The sequence below is a fragment of the Bifidobacterium longum subsp. infantis ATCC 15697 = JCM 1222 = DSM 20088 genome (genome assembly GCF_000269965.1).
In the GTDB taxonomy this organism is placed as follows: domain Bacteria; phylum Actinomycetota; class Actinomycetes; order Actinomycetales; family Bifidobacteriaceae; genus Bifidobacterium; species Bifidobacterium infantis.
Genome location: NC_017219.1, coordinates 1,238,669 through 1,253,125 on the forward strand (window position 1 = coordinate 1,238,669; position 14,457 = coordinate 1,253,125).

The 14,457-nt window shown below is 61.5% G+C and carries 14 protein-coding genes and 1 pseudogene; 11 read left to right on the forward strand and 4 right to left on the reverse strand.

Annotation, left to right across the window (positions count from 1 at the left end):
• Window positions 1-4 precede the first annotated feature (4 nt).
• From def to rlmN, 7 genes are all read left to right on the forward strand, one after another.
• Window positions 5-493, forward strand: coding sequence for a peptide deformylase (def, locus tag BLIJ_RS05330; RefSeq protein ID WP_007052751.1), 489 nt, complete (start codon window positions 5-7; stop codon window positions 491-493).
• A gap of 350 nt (window positions 494-843) precedes the next feature.
• Window positions 844-1,689 carry a 30S ribosomal protein S2 gene (gene rpsB, locus BLIJ_RS05335; protein WP_012577408.1) on the forward strand — a complete coding sequence of 282 codons (846 nt, stop codon included), beginning with the start codon at window positions 844-846 and terminating at the stop codon, window positions 1,687-1,689.
• Between the two features lie 78 nt (window positions 1,690-1,767).
• Window positions 1,768-2,619 (forward strand): translation elongation factor Ts, encoded by an 852-nt coding sequence (tsf, locus tag BLIJ_RS05340; protein WP_012577409.1) that lies wholly within the window; start codon window positions 1,768-1,770, stop codon window positions 2,617-2,619.
• Between the two features lie 202 nt (window positions 2,620-2,821).
• Window positions 2,822-3,562, forward strand: coding sequence for a UMP kinase (pyrH, locus tag BLIJ_RS05345; RefSeq protein ID WP_012577410.1), 741 nt, complete (start codon window positions 2,822-2,824; stop codon window positions 3,560-3,562).
• Window positions 3,563-3,632: 70 nt separating this feature from the next.
• Complete coding sequence (gene frr, locus BLIJ_RS05350) at window positions 3,633-4,184, forward strand: ribosome recycling factor (RefSeq protein WP_012577411.1); 552 nt, start codon at window positions 3,633-3,635, stop codon at window positions 4,182-4,184.
• 22 nt (window positions 4,185-4,206) lie between these two features.
• On the forward strand, window positions 4,207-5,193 hold the full coding sequence (locus BLIJ_RS05355) for a phosphatidate cytidylyltransferase (protein ID WP_012577412.1): 987 nt from the start codon (window positions 4,207-4,209) through the stop codon (window positions 5,191-5,193).
• A gap of 212 nt (window positions 5,194-5,405) precedes the next feature.
• Window positions 5,406-6,575, forward strand: a complete 1,170-nt coding sequence (gene rlmN / locus BLIJ_RS05360) for a dual-specificity RNA methyltransferase RlmN (protein ID WP_012577413.1) — start codon at window positions 5,406-5,408, stop codon at window positions 6,573-6,575.
• Window positions 6,576-6,608: 33 nt separating this feature from the next.
• Here rlmN and BLIJ_RS05365 read toward each other — a convergent pair.
• Window positions 6,609-7,103: pseudogene (locus tag BLIJ_RS05365) on the reverse strand (DJ-1/PfpI family protein); the annotation flags it as partial.
• An 87-nt stretch (window positions 7,104-7,190) separates the two neighbouring features.
• Between BLIJ_RS05365 and hisF the strand changes: the two are divergent.
• The 3 genes from hisF to trpE all read left to right on the forward strand — a co-directional run bounded on the left by hisF (window position 7,191) and on the right by trpE (window position 10,129).
• Window positions 7,191-7,961, forward strand: a complete 771-nt coding sequence (hisF, locus tag BLIJ_RS05370) for an imidazole glycerol phosphate synthase subunit HisF (RefSeq protein WP_007052761.1) — start codon at window positions 7,191-7,193, stop codon at window positions 7,959-7,961.
• Window positions 7,962-8,095: 134 nt separating this feature from the next.
• Window positions 8,096-8,506 (forward strand): phosphoribosyl-AMP cyclohydrolase, encoded by a 411-nt coding sequence (gene hisI / locus BLIJ_RS05375; RefSeq protein ID WP_012577415.1) that lies wholly within the window; start codon window positions 8,096-8,098, stop codon window positions 8,504-8,506.
• 66 nt (window positions 8,507-8,572) lie between these two features.
• Window positions 8,573-10,129 (forward strand): anthranilate synthase component I, encoded by a 1,557-nt coding sequence (trpE, locus tag BLIJ_RS05380; RefSeq protein WP_012577416.1) that lies wholly within the window; start codon window positions 8,573-8,575, stop codon window positions 10,127-10,129.
• Window positions 10,130-10,193: 64 nt separating this feature from the next.
• Here trpE and pcp read toward each other — a convergent pair whose 3' ends face one another.
• The 3 genes from pcp to BLIJ_RS05395 are packed head-to-tail and all read right to left on the reverse strand — an operon-like array spanning window position 10,194 to window position 12,572.
• On the reverse strand, window positions 10,194-10,841 hold the full coding sequence (gene pcp / locus BLIJ_RS05385; RefSeq protein ID WP_012577417.1) for a pyroglutamyl-peptidase I: 648 nt from the start codon (window positions 10,839-10,841) through the stop codon (window positions 10,194-10,196).
• 47 nt (window positions 10,842-10,888) lie between these two features.
• Window positions 10,889-11,842 (reverse strand): DUF979 domain-containing protein, encoded by a 954-nt coding sequence (locus BLIJ_RS05390; protein ID WP_012577418.1) that lies wholly within the window; start codon window positions 11,840-11,842, stop codon window positions 10,889-10,891.
• Window position 11,843: 1 nt separating this feature from the next.
• Window positions 11,844-12,572 carry a DUF969 domain-containing protein gene (locus tag BLIJ_RS05395; protein WP_012577419.1) on the reverse strand — a complete coding sequence of 243 codons (729 nt, stop codon included), beginning with the start codon at window positions 12,570-12,572 and terminating at the stop codon, window positions 11,844-11,846.
• A gap of 233 nt (window positions 12,573-12,805) precedes the next feature.
• On the opposite strand from BLIJ_RS05395, the gene BLIJ_RS05400 reads away from it, so the two are divergent.
• Entirely contained in the window at window positions 12,806-14,407 is a 1,602-nt protein-coding gene (locus BLIJ_RS05400) for an ABC-F family ATP-binding cassette domain-containing protein (protein ID WP_012577420.1), read from the forward strand.
• Window positions 14,408-14,457 lie beyond the last annotated feature (50 nt).

Consider the following 14,457-nt stretch of genomic DNA (forward strand, 5'->3'; position numbering starts at 1 on the left):
GATAGTGGCCATCCGTGAGATTAGGGTCGTGCCCGACCCAGTCCTGCGCACCCCCTGCGATGAGATCAAGGAGATCACCCCGGCCGTGCGCCGCCTGGTTGACGACCTGTTGGAAACCGTGGACGATCCGGGCCGAGCGGGCCTGTCCGCCAACCAGATCGGCGTGAGCCTGAGGGCCTTCTCCTACAACATCGACGGCAAGGTCGGCTACGTTCTGAACCCCGTACTCGAGGAGAAGTCCGGCGAGCAGTACGGCGATGAAGGTTGTCTGTCTGTGCCCGGCTTATGGTACAAGACCCGTCGTGCCGACTACGCGCGCGTGCGTGGCATCGACCTGGACGGCAACGAGGTCGTGCTCGAGGGCTCCGGGCTGATGGGCCGTATGCTTCAGCACGAATGCGACCACCTCGACGGCCACGTGTATTTGGATCGCCTGGAAAAGGAAGAACGCCGCGAAGCCCTGCGCTACATGCGCAATCGTCAGGCGAAGTAGTCCATAATCGGCTCCCGCTGGCGGGAGCCGTCGAACATAGTGAGACTGAGGGTGGGTCTGCAGGTACCGCCCGCAACTCCCCTCAGTCGCCTACGGCGACAGCTCCCCTCAGAGAGGGGAGCCTTTTTAGTACCGGCTCCGTGCTATTCTCGAAACTTGTGTGCCACCCGGCAACGGACGCAGTCGCTGGCGTACAGAGCCACCCAATATTGTCAACCGGCACACAACAAATTCGCGTCATGCTCGCGACGGCTTGTGTCGGTCGGCTGCACAACTCGTGAAACCGGGGGAGCAGCTGCACGCAGGTGCGCATGACCAGGCAAGAACCGACAATGAAAGGTAGTAATACCATGGCTCAGATCACTATGAGCGATATGCTGAAGGCTGGCCTGCACTTCGGCCACCAGACCCGTCGTTGGAACCCGAAGATGAAGCAGTTCATCCTCACCCAGCGCAACGGCATCCACATCATCAACCTGTTCAAGTCGCTCGACATGATCGACAAGGCGTACGACTTCATCAAGACCACCGTGGCCCACAACGGCACCGTGCTCTTCGTCGGCACCAAGAAGCAGGCTCAGGAAGCTATCGCCAACCAGGCCACCCGCGTGAACATGCCTTACGTCTCCGAGCGTTGGCTCGGCGGCATGCTGACCAACTTCCAGACCGTCTCCAAGCGCGTCAACCGCCTCAAGGAACTTGAGGAAATGGACTTCACCGACGTGCACGGCTCCGGCCTGACCAAGAAGGAGCTCCTCCTGCTTGAGCGCGAGAAGGACAAGCTCAACAAGCAGCTGGGCGGTATCCGCAACATGAACCGCACCCCGTCCGCGATGTTCGTCGTTGACATCACCAAGGAAACCCTGGCTGTTGAGGAAGCTCACAAGCTGGGTATCCCGGTTGTCGCCATCGTCGACACCAACGCCGATCCGGACACCGTTGAGTACCCGATCCCGGCCAACGATGACGCCATCCGCGGCATCGAACTGCTGACCAGCCTGATGGCTGACGCCGTCGCCGAAGGTCTGCTGGAGCGCTCCGGCGCCAACAAGACCGAGGGCGAGGCCGCCGAGCAGCCGATGGCCGCTTGGGAGAAGGAACTCCTGACCAACGAGGCTCCTGCCGAGGCTTCCGCTGAAGCCGCCGCTCCGGCTGCCGCCGAGGGCGAAACCGCCGAGGCCCCCAAGGCCGAGTGATGCTCTACGATGGGAAGTGCCTGAATAAGCGCTTCCCATCGTTCATGGGTAAGCAAAATTTCTCAAGGAGAATAATCAATGGCAGCAATTACCGCCGCACTGATCAAGCAGGTTCGTGAAGACACCGGCGCCGGCATGCTCGACGTCAAGAAGGCTCTGACCGAAGCCGAAGGCGACGTCGCCCGCGCCAAGGAAATCATCCGCGCCAAGGGCATCGCCGCAGCCGGCAAGCGTGAAGGCCGCAAGGCCCAGGAAGGCACCATTGCCTCCAAGGTCGTCGAGACCGCCAATGGCGAGACCGGCTACGCCGTCGAACTGAATTCCGAAACCGACTTCGTGGCCAAGACCCCGAAGTTCGTCGAGTTCAGCGAGGAAGTTCTCGGCTACGCCGTGGACGCCGAAGCCAACTCCGCCGACGAACTGCTCGAAGCCAAGGCCGGGGACTCCACCGTCAAACTCGCCGTCGAAGAGGCCGCGGCCCTGTTCGGCGAGCACGTCAAGGTCGGTCAGTTCGCCAAGATCTCCGGCGAGCACGTCGAGGTCTACGCCCACAAGAAGTCCGCCGAGATGCCGCCGAGCATCGTGGCCATGATCGCCACCGACAAGGCCGGTGCCGCCGTGGCCCACGAAGCCGCCCTGCAGATCTCCGCCATGGGAGCCAAGTGGCTGACCCGCGAGGACGTTCCGGCCGATGTGGTCGAGTCCGAGCGTCGCGTGGCCACCGAGAAATCCCTGGCCGAGGGCAAGCCCGAGAAGATCGTTCCGAAGATCGTCGAAGGCCGTCTCAACGCGTTCTTCAAGGAAGTCGTGCTGCTCGAACAGCCGTTCGTCAAGGATCCGTCCAAGACCGTCGGCGACCTGTTCAAGGAAGTCGGTGGCGCCGCCACCGCGTTCGCCCGCGTCGAGGTCGGCAAGGGCGAAGAGGAGTGAGCCCGAGGCCCACTTCGCGCGATTAGCGTAGGATTCCGCGAAACGCCATCCGTCTGCACGTCAAACGGATGGCGTTTCGTCGTAAGGGCCCGCGGATCGTCGATGGCGTGTTCCGAGGGTGTCGTTGCCCAAGGGTGTCGTTGTAAACCGATACGCTGGTCTACGGATAATTTCACATGTTCGGTTCTGAGGAAGGCATGATATGACTGATAGCGACAAGCCGCGCAGGGTTCTGCTCAAACTGTCCGGTGAGGCGTTCGGTGGCGGTAAGGTCGGCATCGACACCCATGTGATCCGCCGCATCGCCGAGGAGATCGTCCCGGCCGTGCGGCAGGGCGTGCAGGTGGCCATCGTCGTCGGCGGCGGTAACTTCTTCCGCGGCGCCGAACTCCAGCAGGCCGGCATCGACCGCTCCCGCGGCGATTACATGGGCATGCTCGGCACGGTGATGAACTGCCTCGCTCTGCAGGACTTCCTGGAGCAGGAGGGGCAGGCCACCCGCGTGCAGACCGCCATCACAATGGGACAGGTCGCCGAGCCGTATATTCCGCTCAAGGCCATCCGCCACCTCGAAAAGGGCCGTGTGGTGATCTTCGGCGCGGGTGCCGGCATGCCGTATTTCTCCACCGATACGGTCTCCATCCAGCGCTCCCTCGAAATCCATTGCGACGAGGTGCTGATGGGCAAGAACGGCGTCGACGGCGTCTACACCGCCGATCCGAACAAGGACGCGAACGCCAAGCGTTTCGAAACCCTGAGCTACAATCGCGCCCTCGTGGACAATCTGGCGGTCATGGACGCCTCGGCGTTGTCCATGGCCCGCGACAACAAGAAGCGCATCCGCGTCTTCGGCCTCGAAGGGGCGGGCAACGTGACCCGCGCGCTGGTCGGGGACGAGATCGGCACGCTGGTCTCCACCGCCGAATCGCGCGTGGCCGAATAGCATATGGACGTCCCGGATCGGGCGTTCGCTGACGAACAACATCGACAATCATCACATATAAGGAGTGAACATGTCCCTCATTGATCAGGCCAGGGAACAGATGGCCAAGACCGTGGAAAACACCAAGGAGAACTTCTCCGGCATCCGAACCGGCCGCGCCAACCCGGCCCTGCTCAACGGCATCACCGTGGACTACTACGGCGCCCCGACCCCGATCAAGGCCGTGGCCTCCATCGGCGTGCCCGAGCCCCGCACCCTGTCCGTCACTCCGTTCGACGCCTCCCAGGCCGGCGCCGTCGAAAAGGCCCTGCGCAATTCCGACCTCGGCGTCAGCCCGAACCGTGACGGCAACGTCATCCGTCTGACCATGCCGGAACTCACCGAGGAACGCCGCAAGGAATACGTCAAGCTCGCCAAGGGCAAGGCCGAGGACGGCAAGGTGGCCGTGCGCAATATTCGCCGCAAGACCAAGGAAGCCCTCGACAAGGCCGTCAAGGACGGCGAGATGGGCGAGGACGAAGGCGATCGTCTGCTGAAGGATCTCGACAAGGTCACCAAGTCCGTCACCGATGAGATCGACGCCTTGCTGGAAAGCAAGCAGAAGGAGATCATGGAGGTCTGATTCGGACCTGGTACGGAGCATTATGGAACGCAACGAACAACTCCACGAGGAGGCCGAGGAGGCGCTCGACCAGATCAACAAGAAGACCGGCCGCAACATGCCGCAGGCCATCGCCACCGGTGCGGCGCTGGTCATCCTGATCGTCGGGTGTCTGCTGCTGAGCGTCGATCTGTTCGTGTTGCTGGTGGTCGTGTTCATGATCCTGGCGTTGTGGGAGCTCAGGGTGGACTTCGCCACCGTGGGCCTGCATATCCCGGTGATCATGCTGTGGCTGTGCTCGTCCTTCACCCTCATCGCCACGTATTATTCCCCGTACCATCTCATCACGATGTCCCTGAGCATCATCGTGTCGATCATCCTGGTCGCCATCGCGTCCAGCGCGAAGATCAACGTCGGCAACCGCCTCCCACTGGCGGTCGCCGGCAAACTCTCCAGCACGGACGCCAGCGCCCGCCTCGAGTCATCGTTCAACCACGAGGGCGGTGAGCAGCACCATTCCCGGCTCAGCCATGTGGCTGTGTCCGTGCTTACCGTGTTGTACATTCCGTTGTTGGCCAGCTGCATCATCATCTCACTGACTTTTAATGGGCATCCGATTGCACACGCCATCATGCTGGTGTTCCTTCCTGCCCTATCCGATACGGGCGGTTTGTTTGCCGGTGCCTGGCTTGGCAAACACAAGCTCAGCCCGCGTATCTCGCCGAAGAAGTCCGTTGAGGGCCTTATCGGCTCGATGCTCTTCGCTATGGCTGGCGCGTTCGCCGTATTCGCATGCACGTATGATGCCTCGAAATGGGCCACTCGTTGGTGGATGCCGATCGTGGCGGGTATTCTCATCGGTGCCGTGGGCACGTTCGGTGATTTGTGTGCTTCCATGCTCAAGCGCGATATCGGTATCAAAGACATGGGCCATCTGCTCAAGGGGCACGGCGGTGTGATGGATCGTGTGGATTCCATTTTGATGAGTGCACCATTCACCTGCGCCTTGCTGTGGGTCACCGGACTGTGATTCGCATGCCTCGTGCATGAAACAATGTGGCATCGTGTGTATATCGCACGGTGCCACATGTCATATATGGGGGAAATCATCGTTCAATATGCGTTCGCCATGGGCTAAGACATGGACCATCTGATTCGTATGCGGCACGCCGTATGGTGGATTCTGATATTTCTATTGCATGTTTGACCATTTTCTGATATTGAGAGCGAAGCGAACCCATCATGACCACACAGCATCCTGACACTCCGGAAACCGGCATTACTCCCGGCGGCACATCAGGTGCCTTCCGTGACGTGCTATCCAAGGACCATGCCCGCCGTGGTAAGCCGCCGCTGCACTTTGTGGATATGACGCCCGAGCAGCGCATCGAGAAAGCGGCCGAACTCGGATTGCCGAAGTTCCGAGTCAAGCAGCTCGCCAACCATTACTTTGGCCATTTCGATGTAAATGCCGCTGAATTCACTGATTTTCCGGCAGCCAAGCGCAGCGAGGCCGCCGCCGCGTTCTTCCCGCAGCTCATCACCGAGGTGACCCGCCAAGTGGCGGACGAAGGCACCACCATCAAGACCTTGTGGAAGCTGTTCGACGGCTCCCTCATCGAATCGGTGCTTATGCGATACCCGACCCGCACCACGCTGTGCATCTCCTCGCAGGTCGGCTGCGGCATGGGCTGCCCGTTCTGCGCCACCGGCAAGCTTGGCCTGACCCGTAACATGTCCACCGGTGAAATAATCGAACAGGTGCGTGTGGCCGCCAAAATGATGCGCGACGGCGAAGTGGCCGGGGGAGCGGGCCGACTGAGCAACATCGTGTTCATGGGCATGGGCGAGCCGATGGGCAACTACAACTCCGTGCTGTCCGCCGTACGACAGATTTCCGCCATGCCTCCCGAAGGCTTCGGCATTTCCGCGCGCAACATCACCGTATCCACGGTGGGCGTGGTCCCCGGCATCAAGAAGCTCACTGCCGAAGGCATTCCCGTGCGTCTGGCCGTTTCCCTGCATGCCCCCAGCGACGAACTGCGTGACGAGCTGGTGCCGATGAACAAGCGTTTCAACACCACGCAGGTGTTGGATGCCGCGCACGATTATTGGCTGGCCTCCAAGCGCCGCGTCAGTATCGAATACGCGCTGATGCGCGGCATCAACGACCAGGCCGAGCATGCGCAGTTGCTGGCCAAGAGGCTTAACCATTACGGCGACAACTGGGCCCACGTCAACCCGATTCCGCTCAACCCCATCGAGGGCTCGAAGTGGACCGCCTCCAAGCCGGAAGACGAACAGCGGTTCCTGGAGATCCTGCACCGCGCGGGCATCACCGCCACACTGCGTGACACCCGCGGCCAGGATATTGACGGTGCCTGCGGGCAGTTGGCCGCCAAGGAGCGGTAGTTTCGGTGACGGAATCGCCTGCGGCCGATTCCGTCACTTCAGCGCATCCTTGATTGCGCCCACGAAGTAGTCCAGATCGTCGGGCTTGCGGGACGTGATGAGCTTGAAGCCGTTGGCGTCGTCCACGTGCAGCTGCTCGTCGACGTAATGACCGCCCGCGTTCTCGATATCAGCGGCGATATAGCGGCAGGGCGCGGCGGTCTTGCCAGCCACCAGACCCGCGTTGACCAGCAGCCACGCGCCATGGCAGGGCGCGGCGATCGGTTTGCCTTCGTGCGTGAACTCCTGCGCCAGCGTGATCGCATCCTCATTGACGCGGATACGATCCACATTGCAGGTGCCGCCGGGCACCACCAGCAGGTCGTAGTCGGCAGCCTGCACATCGGACAGGCGCGCGTCCGGGGTCAGCGTTGCACCTTCGTAGCGGTCGTGCTGCACCGTCTCACACGGGTCCAAGGTAGTGGCGGCAAGCGTCACCTTGGCGCCGGCGGCCTTGAGATCGCGCAGCGGGCGCGTCAGCTCGGATTCTCATATTCCAGAAACTGGTGCGGCGCATGTAACGGGCGGTAGGTAGTCTGAAGGACAGTAATGCAAAGCCGAACAGGGGAGTGAAGCATGTCGTTGGCGGTACGAGTCATCCCGTGCCTGGACGTTGACGCCGGTCGAGTGGTGAAGGGTGTGCATTTCGAGAACCTCAAGGACGCGGGTGACCCGGTGGAGCTGGCGGCCGAATACTACCGTCAGGGAGCCGACGAGATCACCTTCCTGGATGTGACCGCATCCAGCTCCCACCGCAACACGATGATTGACGTGGTCTCCCGCACCGCCGAACAGGTGTTCATTCCGATGACCGTGGGCGGCGGCGTACGCACGCCCGAGGACGTCGACTCACTGCTGCGCTGCGGTGCAGACAAGGTCGGTGTCAACACGGCGGCCATCAACGACCCGTCGCTTATCAGCCGTGTGGCCGATCGTTTCGGCAACCAGGTGCTGGTGCTCTCCGTGGATGCCCGCCGCGAAAAGGGTGAGCAGCACACGCAGTCGGGTTTTGAGGTCACCACGATGGGCGGCCGCAAATCCACCGGTATTGATGCCATCTGGTGGGTCAAGCGCGCCGAGCAGCTTGGCGCCGGCGAGATTCTGCTTAACTCGATGGACGCCGACGGCACCAAGGAAGGCTTTGACCTCGAGATGATTCGCGCCGTGCGCAAGGAAGTCAAGATTCCGATCATCGCCTCCGGCGGTGCCGGCAAGGTCGAGGACTTCCCGCCCGCCATCGAAGCAGGTGCCGACGCGGTGCTGGCTGCATCCGTATTCCATTACGGCATCCTGACTATCGCCGATGTCAAGGCGGAACTCAAGAAGCACGGCTACACCGTTCGCTAAACGAATACACCTTGCTCCCGCTGGGCGAACAATCCAGTGGATTGTTCGTGGCAGTGCGCTATGCGCACGTCGCACATAATCCGGGAGCTGTCAGCGAAGCTGACTGGGGGGTGGCCCACAAAAAGAAGATAGGTATGACAGACACTACATACGACAATTCCACTGAACTCGATCCCCGTATTGCCGCGCGCCTGAAGCGTGACGTCAAGGGTCTGGTCGCCGCCGTCATCCAGCAGTACGACACACACGAGGTGCTGATGGTCGGCTACATGAACGACGAGGCATTACGCCGCACGCTGACCACCGGCCGCGTGACCTTCTGGTCCCGGTCCCGTCAGGAATACTGGCGCAAGGGTGATACCTCCGGCCATGTGCAATACGTCAAGGGCGTGTCCCTGGATTGCGACGGCGACGCACTGCTCGTCGAAGTCGACCAAGTCGGCGCCGCATGCCACACCGGCAAGCGCAGCTGCTTCCTCGAAGGCGGCCCCCTGCCCGTGGTCGAAGGCCATCGCCCGGCCGAGCAGCAGAACGGGCTTTCCTGACTGAGGGAAGCCGAGCGACCGCGTACCATGAAGCAAGACATCGAGTTTGTAGGTAAAGGAGCGAATATGAGCGAATGCAGCGTCAAACACCTGAAGTGGGGCGCCACCTGGCCCAGTCGCGAACAGTTCCACGAACTGGCCGACGCCGGCTACCGTGTGATTCCGATCGTGCGCCGTCTGCTCGCCGACTCGCTCACCCCGGTCGGCTTCTACGAGCGTCTCGCCGGCGGCCGATCCGGCACCTTCATCCTCGAATCGGCGGAATACGGCGGCACGTGGAGCCGTTACAGCTTCATCGGCGTCAACTCGATGGCCCAACTGCGCTCCAACAACGGTCAGGCCGACTGGCTGGGCAAGGTCCCGGTCGGCGTGCCCGTCACCGGTGACGTGGTCGAAGTCGCTCACGCCACGTTGAAGACTCTGAAGGCCCCGCATGTGGAAGGCCTGCCGAACCTGACCAGCGGTCTGATCGGCACGGTCGGCTGGGATGCCATCCGCCACTGGGAACCGACCCTGCGCGCCGAAGCTCCGGACGAGACCGGACAGCCTGAGACCGTGCTTGCCCTGGCCACCGATATCGCCGTGGTCGACCACGTATCCGGTTCGGTATGGCTCATCGCCAATGCGGTGAATGTGGATGATAAATCCACTCGCGCCGACGCCGCCTACAACGAGGCCGTCGCTCGACTCGACCAGATGCAGCGCGATGCCGCCACCCCGGCTCCGGACGAGTCCCGCGTCAACATTCTGGACGAAACGGTCACCCAACCCGAGCTGCGCTTCCGCACCGAGAAGAGCCACTACGAGCAGGCCGTCAAACGCGCCAAGCAGCACATCGTCGACGGCGACGTGTTCCAGGTGGTCATCTCCCAGCGCCTCGACATCGATTCGCCTGCTGACCCGTTCGACGTGTACCGTGTGTTGCGCACGCTGAACCCGAGCCCGTACATGTATTTCATGGCGTTGACCGACGCTCAGGGCCGCGACTTCAACGTGATCGGCTCCAGCCCGGAAACCCTCATCAAGGTGGACAACGGCCACGCGATGACCTTCCCGATTGCTGGATCCCGCCCTCGCGGCGCCACCCCTGAGGAAGACGAGAAATTCGCCAAGGAGCTGCTTGCCGATCCGAAGGAACGCAGCGAGCACATCATGCTCGTCGACCTGTCTCGCAACGACCTGAGTAAGGTGTGCGTGCCGCAGTCCGTGGAAGTCGTGCAGCTCATGGACATCAAGCGTTTCAGCCACATCATGCACATCTGCTCGACGGTCACCGGCAAGGTCGACCCCTCGCTGACTGCATTCGATGTGTTCAAGTCCGCGTTCCCGGCCGGCACGCTGTCTGGCGCTCCTAAGCCGCGCGCAGTCGAAATCATCGACGAGTTGGAACCGGCCGACCGCGGCATCTACGGCGGCACCGTCGGCTACTTCGATTTCTCCGGCAACATGGACATGGCCATCGCCATCCGCACCGCGTTCCTGCGTGACCATGAGGCGAGCGTGCAGGCCGGTGCCGGCATTGTGCTCGACTCCGTGCCCGCCACCGAATGGCAGGAGACGCGCAACAAGGCCGAGGCCAGCGTCGAATCCATCCAGATCGCCGCCCAGCTGCGCGAACTGTAACGTTCAACGCATAGCGATGCCCCCGCCGACAGAAGTTGTCAGTGGGGGCATCGCTGTCTGTATGTCAGTGGGTTGCGCCCAGGATGTCGGTGGCGTCGGTTTCGGTGCTCACAGCGGCTTCGATGGCGGCTTCGATACCGCGCGCCATGGTCGCGATCTCCATGGTCGGCGTGCCGTTCGGCTTGCCCACGCCCTGCGCGGTCGCATACGGCACATGAATGAAACCGCCCTTGACGCCGGGGAATTTGCGGTCAATCAGATACAACACGTTATACATGATGCTGTTGCACACATACGTGCCTGCCGTATACGACATGAATGCGGGAATCCCGTGGTCATTGATGTTCCTGACCATGGCCTTGACCGGCAACGTGGCGAAATACGCGGTGCCACCATCCTCCCGTAGCGGCATATCGAACGGCTGCTCGCCATCATTATCGGGAATACGCGCCTCGGCCAAATTAATGGCCACTTTCTCCACGGTCAGAGCCGACCGGCCACCAGCCTGACCAATGCACAGCACATAGTCAGGCTGCTCGCGCACCATGGCTTCCTCAACCACGGTCGCACTGCGCGTGAACACCGTCGGAATCTCCAGTTTCACCACTGTCGCACCGGCGATTTCATCCGGCAACAGCTTGACTGCCTCGAATGCGGGGTTAACCGGCTCGCCGCCGAACGGATCGAATCCGGTCACCAGAATCTTGCTCATCATTAGCTCCTTATTTCACGGATTGTTGTGGTATCTGGACAACGAGGTTATTGCGCGATCAGCATATAGACGATCTGCACCACAATCATCACCAATGCAGGCAGCACCTGCTTCTTAACCACGCCCATGCGGTCCTTCATATCGAGCATCGCGACGGGCACGATGTTGAAGTTGGCGGCCATCGGCGTGCACAGCGTGCCGCAGTAGCCACAGGTCAGCGCCAGAATGCCAATCACCGCCGGGTCCGCACCGTAGGCGAGCACGAATGGCGCGCCAATGCCCACGGTCATTACGGTAATTGCGGCGAAGGCATTGCCCATGATCATCGTGAACAGCATCATGCCCACACCGAATACGATGATGCCCAGCGTGACGTTGCCCTTCGGAATAATGCCGCCGACCAGCGTGGCGATCACGTCGCCGACACCTGCGGCTGTGAAAATCGCGCCGAGACTGGCCAGCAGCATCGGCAGCATGCAGAGCGCACCCATGGCAGACAACAGGCGTTCCGAATCGTTGAGGAATACGACCGGCTTGTTGTCATGCGAGAACGCGAACAGAATCACGGCGGCAATCATCACACCGATGCAGCAGCCGGTCAGGGCGCTGACGCTGGGAATCAGGGCGCCGATAATGGCGAACACGCCCAGGCACAGGGCGGGAATGAAGATGCGCATGCCGATGCGCTGGAAGTTCGCGGCCACTTCGGCGGTGCTGGGAGCGCTCGAATCGGACGCCGATCCCTTACGCACTTGGCGGAAGATGGCGGGAATGACCATGATGATAATGAGCACACCGTCCGCAATGGCCGGAATCCAACGGCCGAACGCGATGACGATACCGAGCGCCGTCCAGAACACGAAAGTGCCGTAGCGGGCCTTGTTGGTTTTATCGAGTAGGTTGCGTACGCCCGCATACACGGACATGAAACCCATGAAAATATAGAAGAGCTCGAGGATCTTGGTGCCAACGGTCACGCTGGGGTCCATGAAGAACGACATATCAGGCCTCCTTGCCGGTGGTGGTAGCGGTAGTGGCCTGAGCGGCGGCTTCGGCACCGTAGTACTTCTTACGCAGTCGTGTGTCCTTGATGATGTAATAGACGGCGGTGACCGCCACGGCAATCACCGCGACCGGGATCTCGATAATGGCCATGCGCAATAGTTCGACGTCATAACCCAGCGGCTTCAATGTGGACTGCACGAGCAGCGCACCGGCCGTACCTACGAACAGCACCTGGCCAAAGAACCATGCGACGTTCTCCATACCGGAAGCCATGCCCTTGAGCTCTTCCACATACTCGTCGTTCGGCTCGTGACCGGACGCTTCAATCGCGCCCACCGCCATCGGCATAATGACCGGACGCACGAACCCGGCCACGCCACCAAAACTCACGTTGAACGCGGCGAACACGAGACGCATCACACCATACAGGGCGATCACCATACCGGGCGTCGCATTCTTCACCCTGCCGATCAGCTGCGCGGCTGCGGTTTTCAGACCGTTGCGCTCCAATGTGCCGGTGACCAGCAACACGATGATGAAAATTGCCATGCTGCGGTTCGAGACGAACGACGTACCCAACGTGGTCAGGAAGCCGTCGACGCCAATGCCGCCGACCAGCGCAGTCACCAAAGCCGCCACGATAATGATCAGAATCGCATCAAGTCTGAGGGCGAAACCCACAATCACAATCACGATTCCCAATAACACGAGATAATTTGGTTCCATGCGGCAAATCCCTTCCACAGTACGTGCGCATTGCGCCGCAAGCGTATTCGAATACCAGATAGTGTACGACGCGAATCATGCTTCGGCGGCCTCTTCGCGCACATCGTGGGTATTGCATGGGCGTCGCGCGCCTCGCGCACGGCTGCGGCCGGGACGGTCGGCATGGTGTTCGCTATGATGTACAGTCGGACTTTGGTAAGAGACAGTATTCGTAACAGGCAAGTAGGTTATTCATGGCTATTGAGGTGCAGGGACTTGAAATTCAGATCGGCGCGCGCACGCTGCTTCACCCCACCAACTTCCATGTGGCCAAGGGAGACAAGATCGGTCTGGTGGGCCGCAACGGCGCCGGCAAGACAACGCTGACCCGCGTGATCACCGGCGACATGCTGCCCACCGCCGGCAAGGTGCGCGTCTCCGGCAAGTTCGGCTACCTGCCGCAAGACACGCACGCCTCCGATCCCACGCAGACCGCGCTCGACCGCATGATGAGCGCGCGTGACATCGCCACCATCATCAGCCGCATTCGCAAGGCCGAAAAGGATATGACCGACCCGGATCCGGACGTGATGAGCAAGGCCATGACCCGGTACGACAAGGCCATGCAGGACTTCGACAAGGCCGGCGGATACGCGGCCCAGTCCGAGGCGATTTCCATGGCCGCCTCGCTCGGCCTGCCGCAGGAGGTCATGGAGCAGCAGCTCGGCACGCTCTCCGGTGGCCAGCGCCGCCGCATCGAGCTGGCGCGCATCCTGTTCTCCAATGCCGACACCCTGATCCTCGACGAGCCGACCAACCACTTGGATGCCGATTCCATCGAATGGCTGCGCGGCTACTTGAAGAAGTACGAGGGCGGCTTCCTGGTCATCTCCCACTCCACCGAACTGCTGGACGAAGTGGTGAACAAGGTCTGGCATCTGGACGCGCAGCTCGGCCAGATCGACATGTATTCGCTCGGCTGGAAGGCCTACCTGCACCAGCGCGTGGTGGACGAGGAGCGCCGCCGCCGCGAACGCGAAGTGGCCGAGAAGAAGGCCGACCGTCTCATGAAGCAGGGCATCCGACTGCACGCCAAGGCCGCCAAGGCCGTGGCCGCGCAGAACATGATGCGCCGCGCCGAAAAGCTGCTGGAAAACACCTCCGAGGCGCAGAAGGCCGAGAAGGTGGCGGACATCCGTTTCCCCGAGCCCGCGCCCTGCGGCCGCACGCCGATCATGGCCAAGGACATCTCCAAGGCCTACGGTTCCAACATCGTGTTCGCCGGCGTGAACCTGGCCATCGACAAGGGCTCGCGTGTGGTGATCCTCGGCTACAACGGTGCCGGCAAGACCACCACGCTGCGCCTGCTGGCCCACATCGAGGAGCCGGACACCGGTTCCGTGGAATACGGTCACGGCTGCAAGATCGGCTACTTCGCGCAGGAGCACGACACCTTGGATCTGAACGCCACCGTGTTGGAGAACCTGCAGCATGTGGCGCCCGAGCTCGACAACACGCAGGCCCGTTCCATTCTTGGCTCGTTCCTGTTCTCCGGCGATGACGCGATGAAACCGGCCCATGTGCTTTCCGGCGGTGAGAAGACCCGTCTGGCCTTGGCCACGCTGGTCACCTCGCGAGCCAATGTGCTGCTGCTCGACGAGCCCACCAACAACCTCGATCCCGCCTCCCGTGAGGAGATTCTGAAGGCCATTGCCAAGTATGAGGGCGCCATTGTGCTCGTCACCCACGATGAGGGCGCCGTCGAGGCGCTCGACCCCGAGCGCGTGCTCCTCATGCCCGACGGCGACGAAGACCTCTGGAATGATTCGTACCTCGAACTCGTAGCTGAAGAATAGTCCTACCTTTTGGTTCCTCTCGCTGAGGGGAGCTGTCAGCAAAGAGCGGG

Bases quoted from the DNA above. Each gene is read 5' to 3' on its own strand.
- frr (WP_012577411.1), top strand. From the start codon at position 3,633: ATGTCCCTCATTGATCAGGCCAGGGAACAGATGGCCAAGACCGTGGAA.
- rlmN (WP_012577413.1), top strand. From the start codon at position 5,406: ATGACCACACAGCATCCTGACACTCCGGAAACCGGCATTACTCCCGGC.
- BLIJ_RS05390 (WP_012577418.1), bottom strand. From the start codon at position 11,842: ATGTCGTTCTTCATGGACCCCAGCGTGACCGTTGGCACCAAGATCCTC.
- rpsB (WP_012577408.1), top strand. From the start codon at position 844: ATGGCTCAGATCACTATGAGCGATATGCTGAAGGCTGGCCTGCACTTC.
- pcp (WP_012577417.1), bottom strand. From the start codon at position 10,841: ATGAGCAAGATTCTGGTGACCGGATTCGATCCGTTCGGCGGCGAGCCG.
- tsf (WP_012577409.1), top strand. From the start codon at position 1,768: ATGGCAGCAATTACCGCCGCACTGATCAAGCAGGTTCGTGAAGACACC.
- BLIJ_RS05400 (WP_012577420.1), top strand. From the start codon at position 12,806: ATGGCTATTGAGGTGCAGGGACTTGAAATTCAGATCGGCGCGCGCACG.
- pyrH (WP_012577410.1), top strand. From the start codon at position 2,822: ATGACTGATAGCGACAAGCCGCGCAGGGTTCTGCTCAAACTGTCCGGT.
- BLIJ_RS05395 (WP_012577419.1), bottom strand. From the start codon at position 12,572: ATGGAACCAAATTATCTCGTGTTATTGGGAATCGTGATTGTGATTGTG.
- hisI (WP_012577415.1), top strand. From the start codon at position 8,096: ATGACAGACACTACATACGACAATTCCACTGAACTCGATCCCCGTATT.
- BLIJ_RS05355 (WP_012577412.1), top strand. From the start codon at position 4,207: ATGGAACGCAACGAACAACTCCACGAGGAGGCCGAGGAGGCGCTCGAC.
- hisF (WP_007052761.1), top strand. From the start codon at position 7,191: ATGTCGTTGGCGGTACGAGTCATCCCGTGCCTGGACGTTGACGCCGGT.
- trpE (WP_012577416.1), top strand. From the start codon at position 8,573: ATGAGCGAATGCAGCGTCAAACACCTGAAGTGGGGCGCCACCTGGCCC.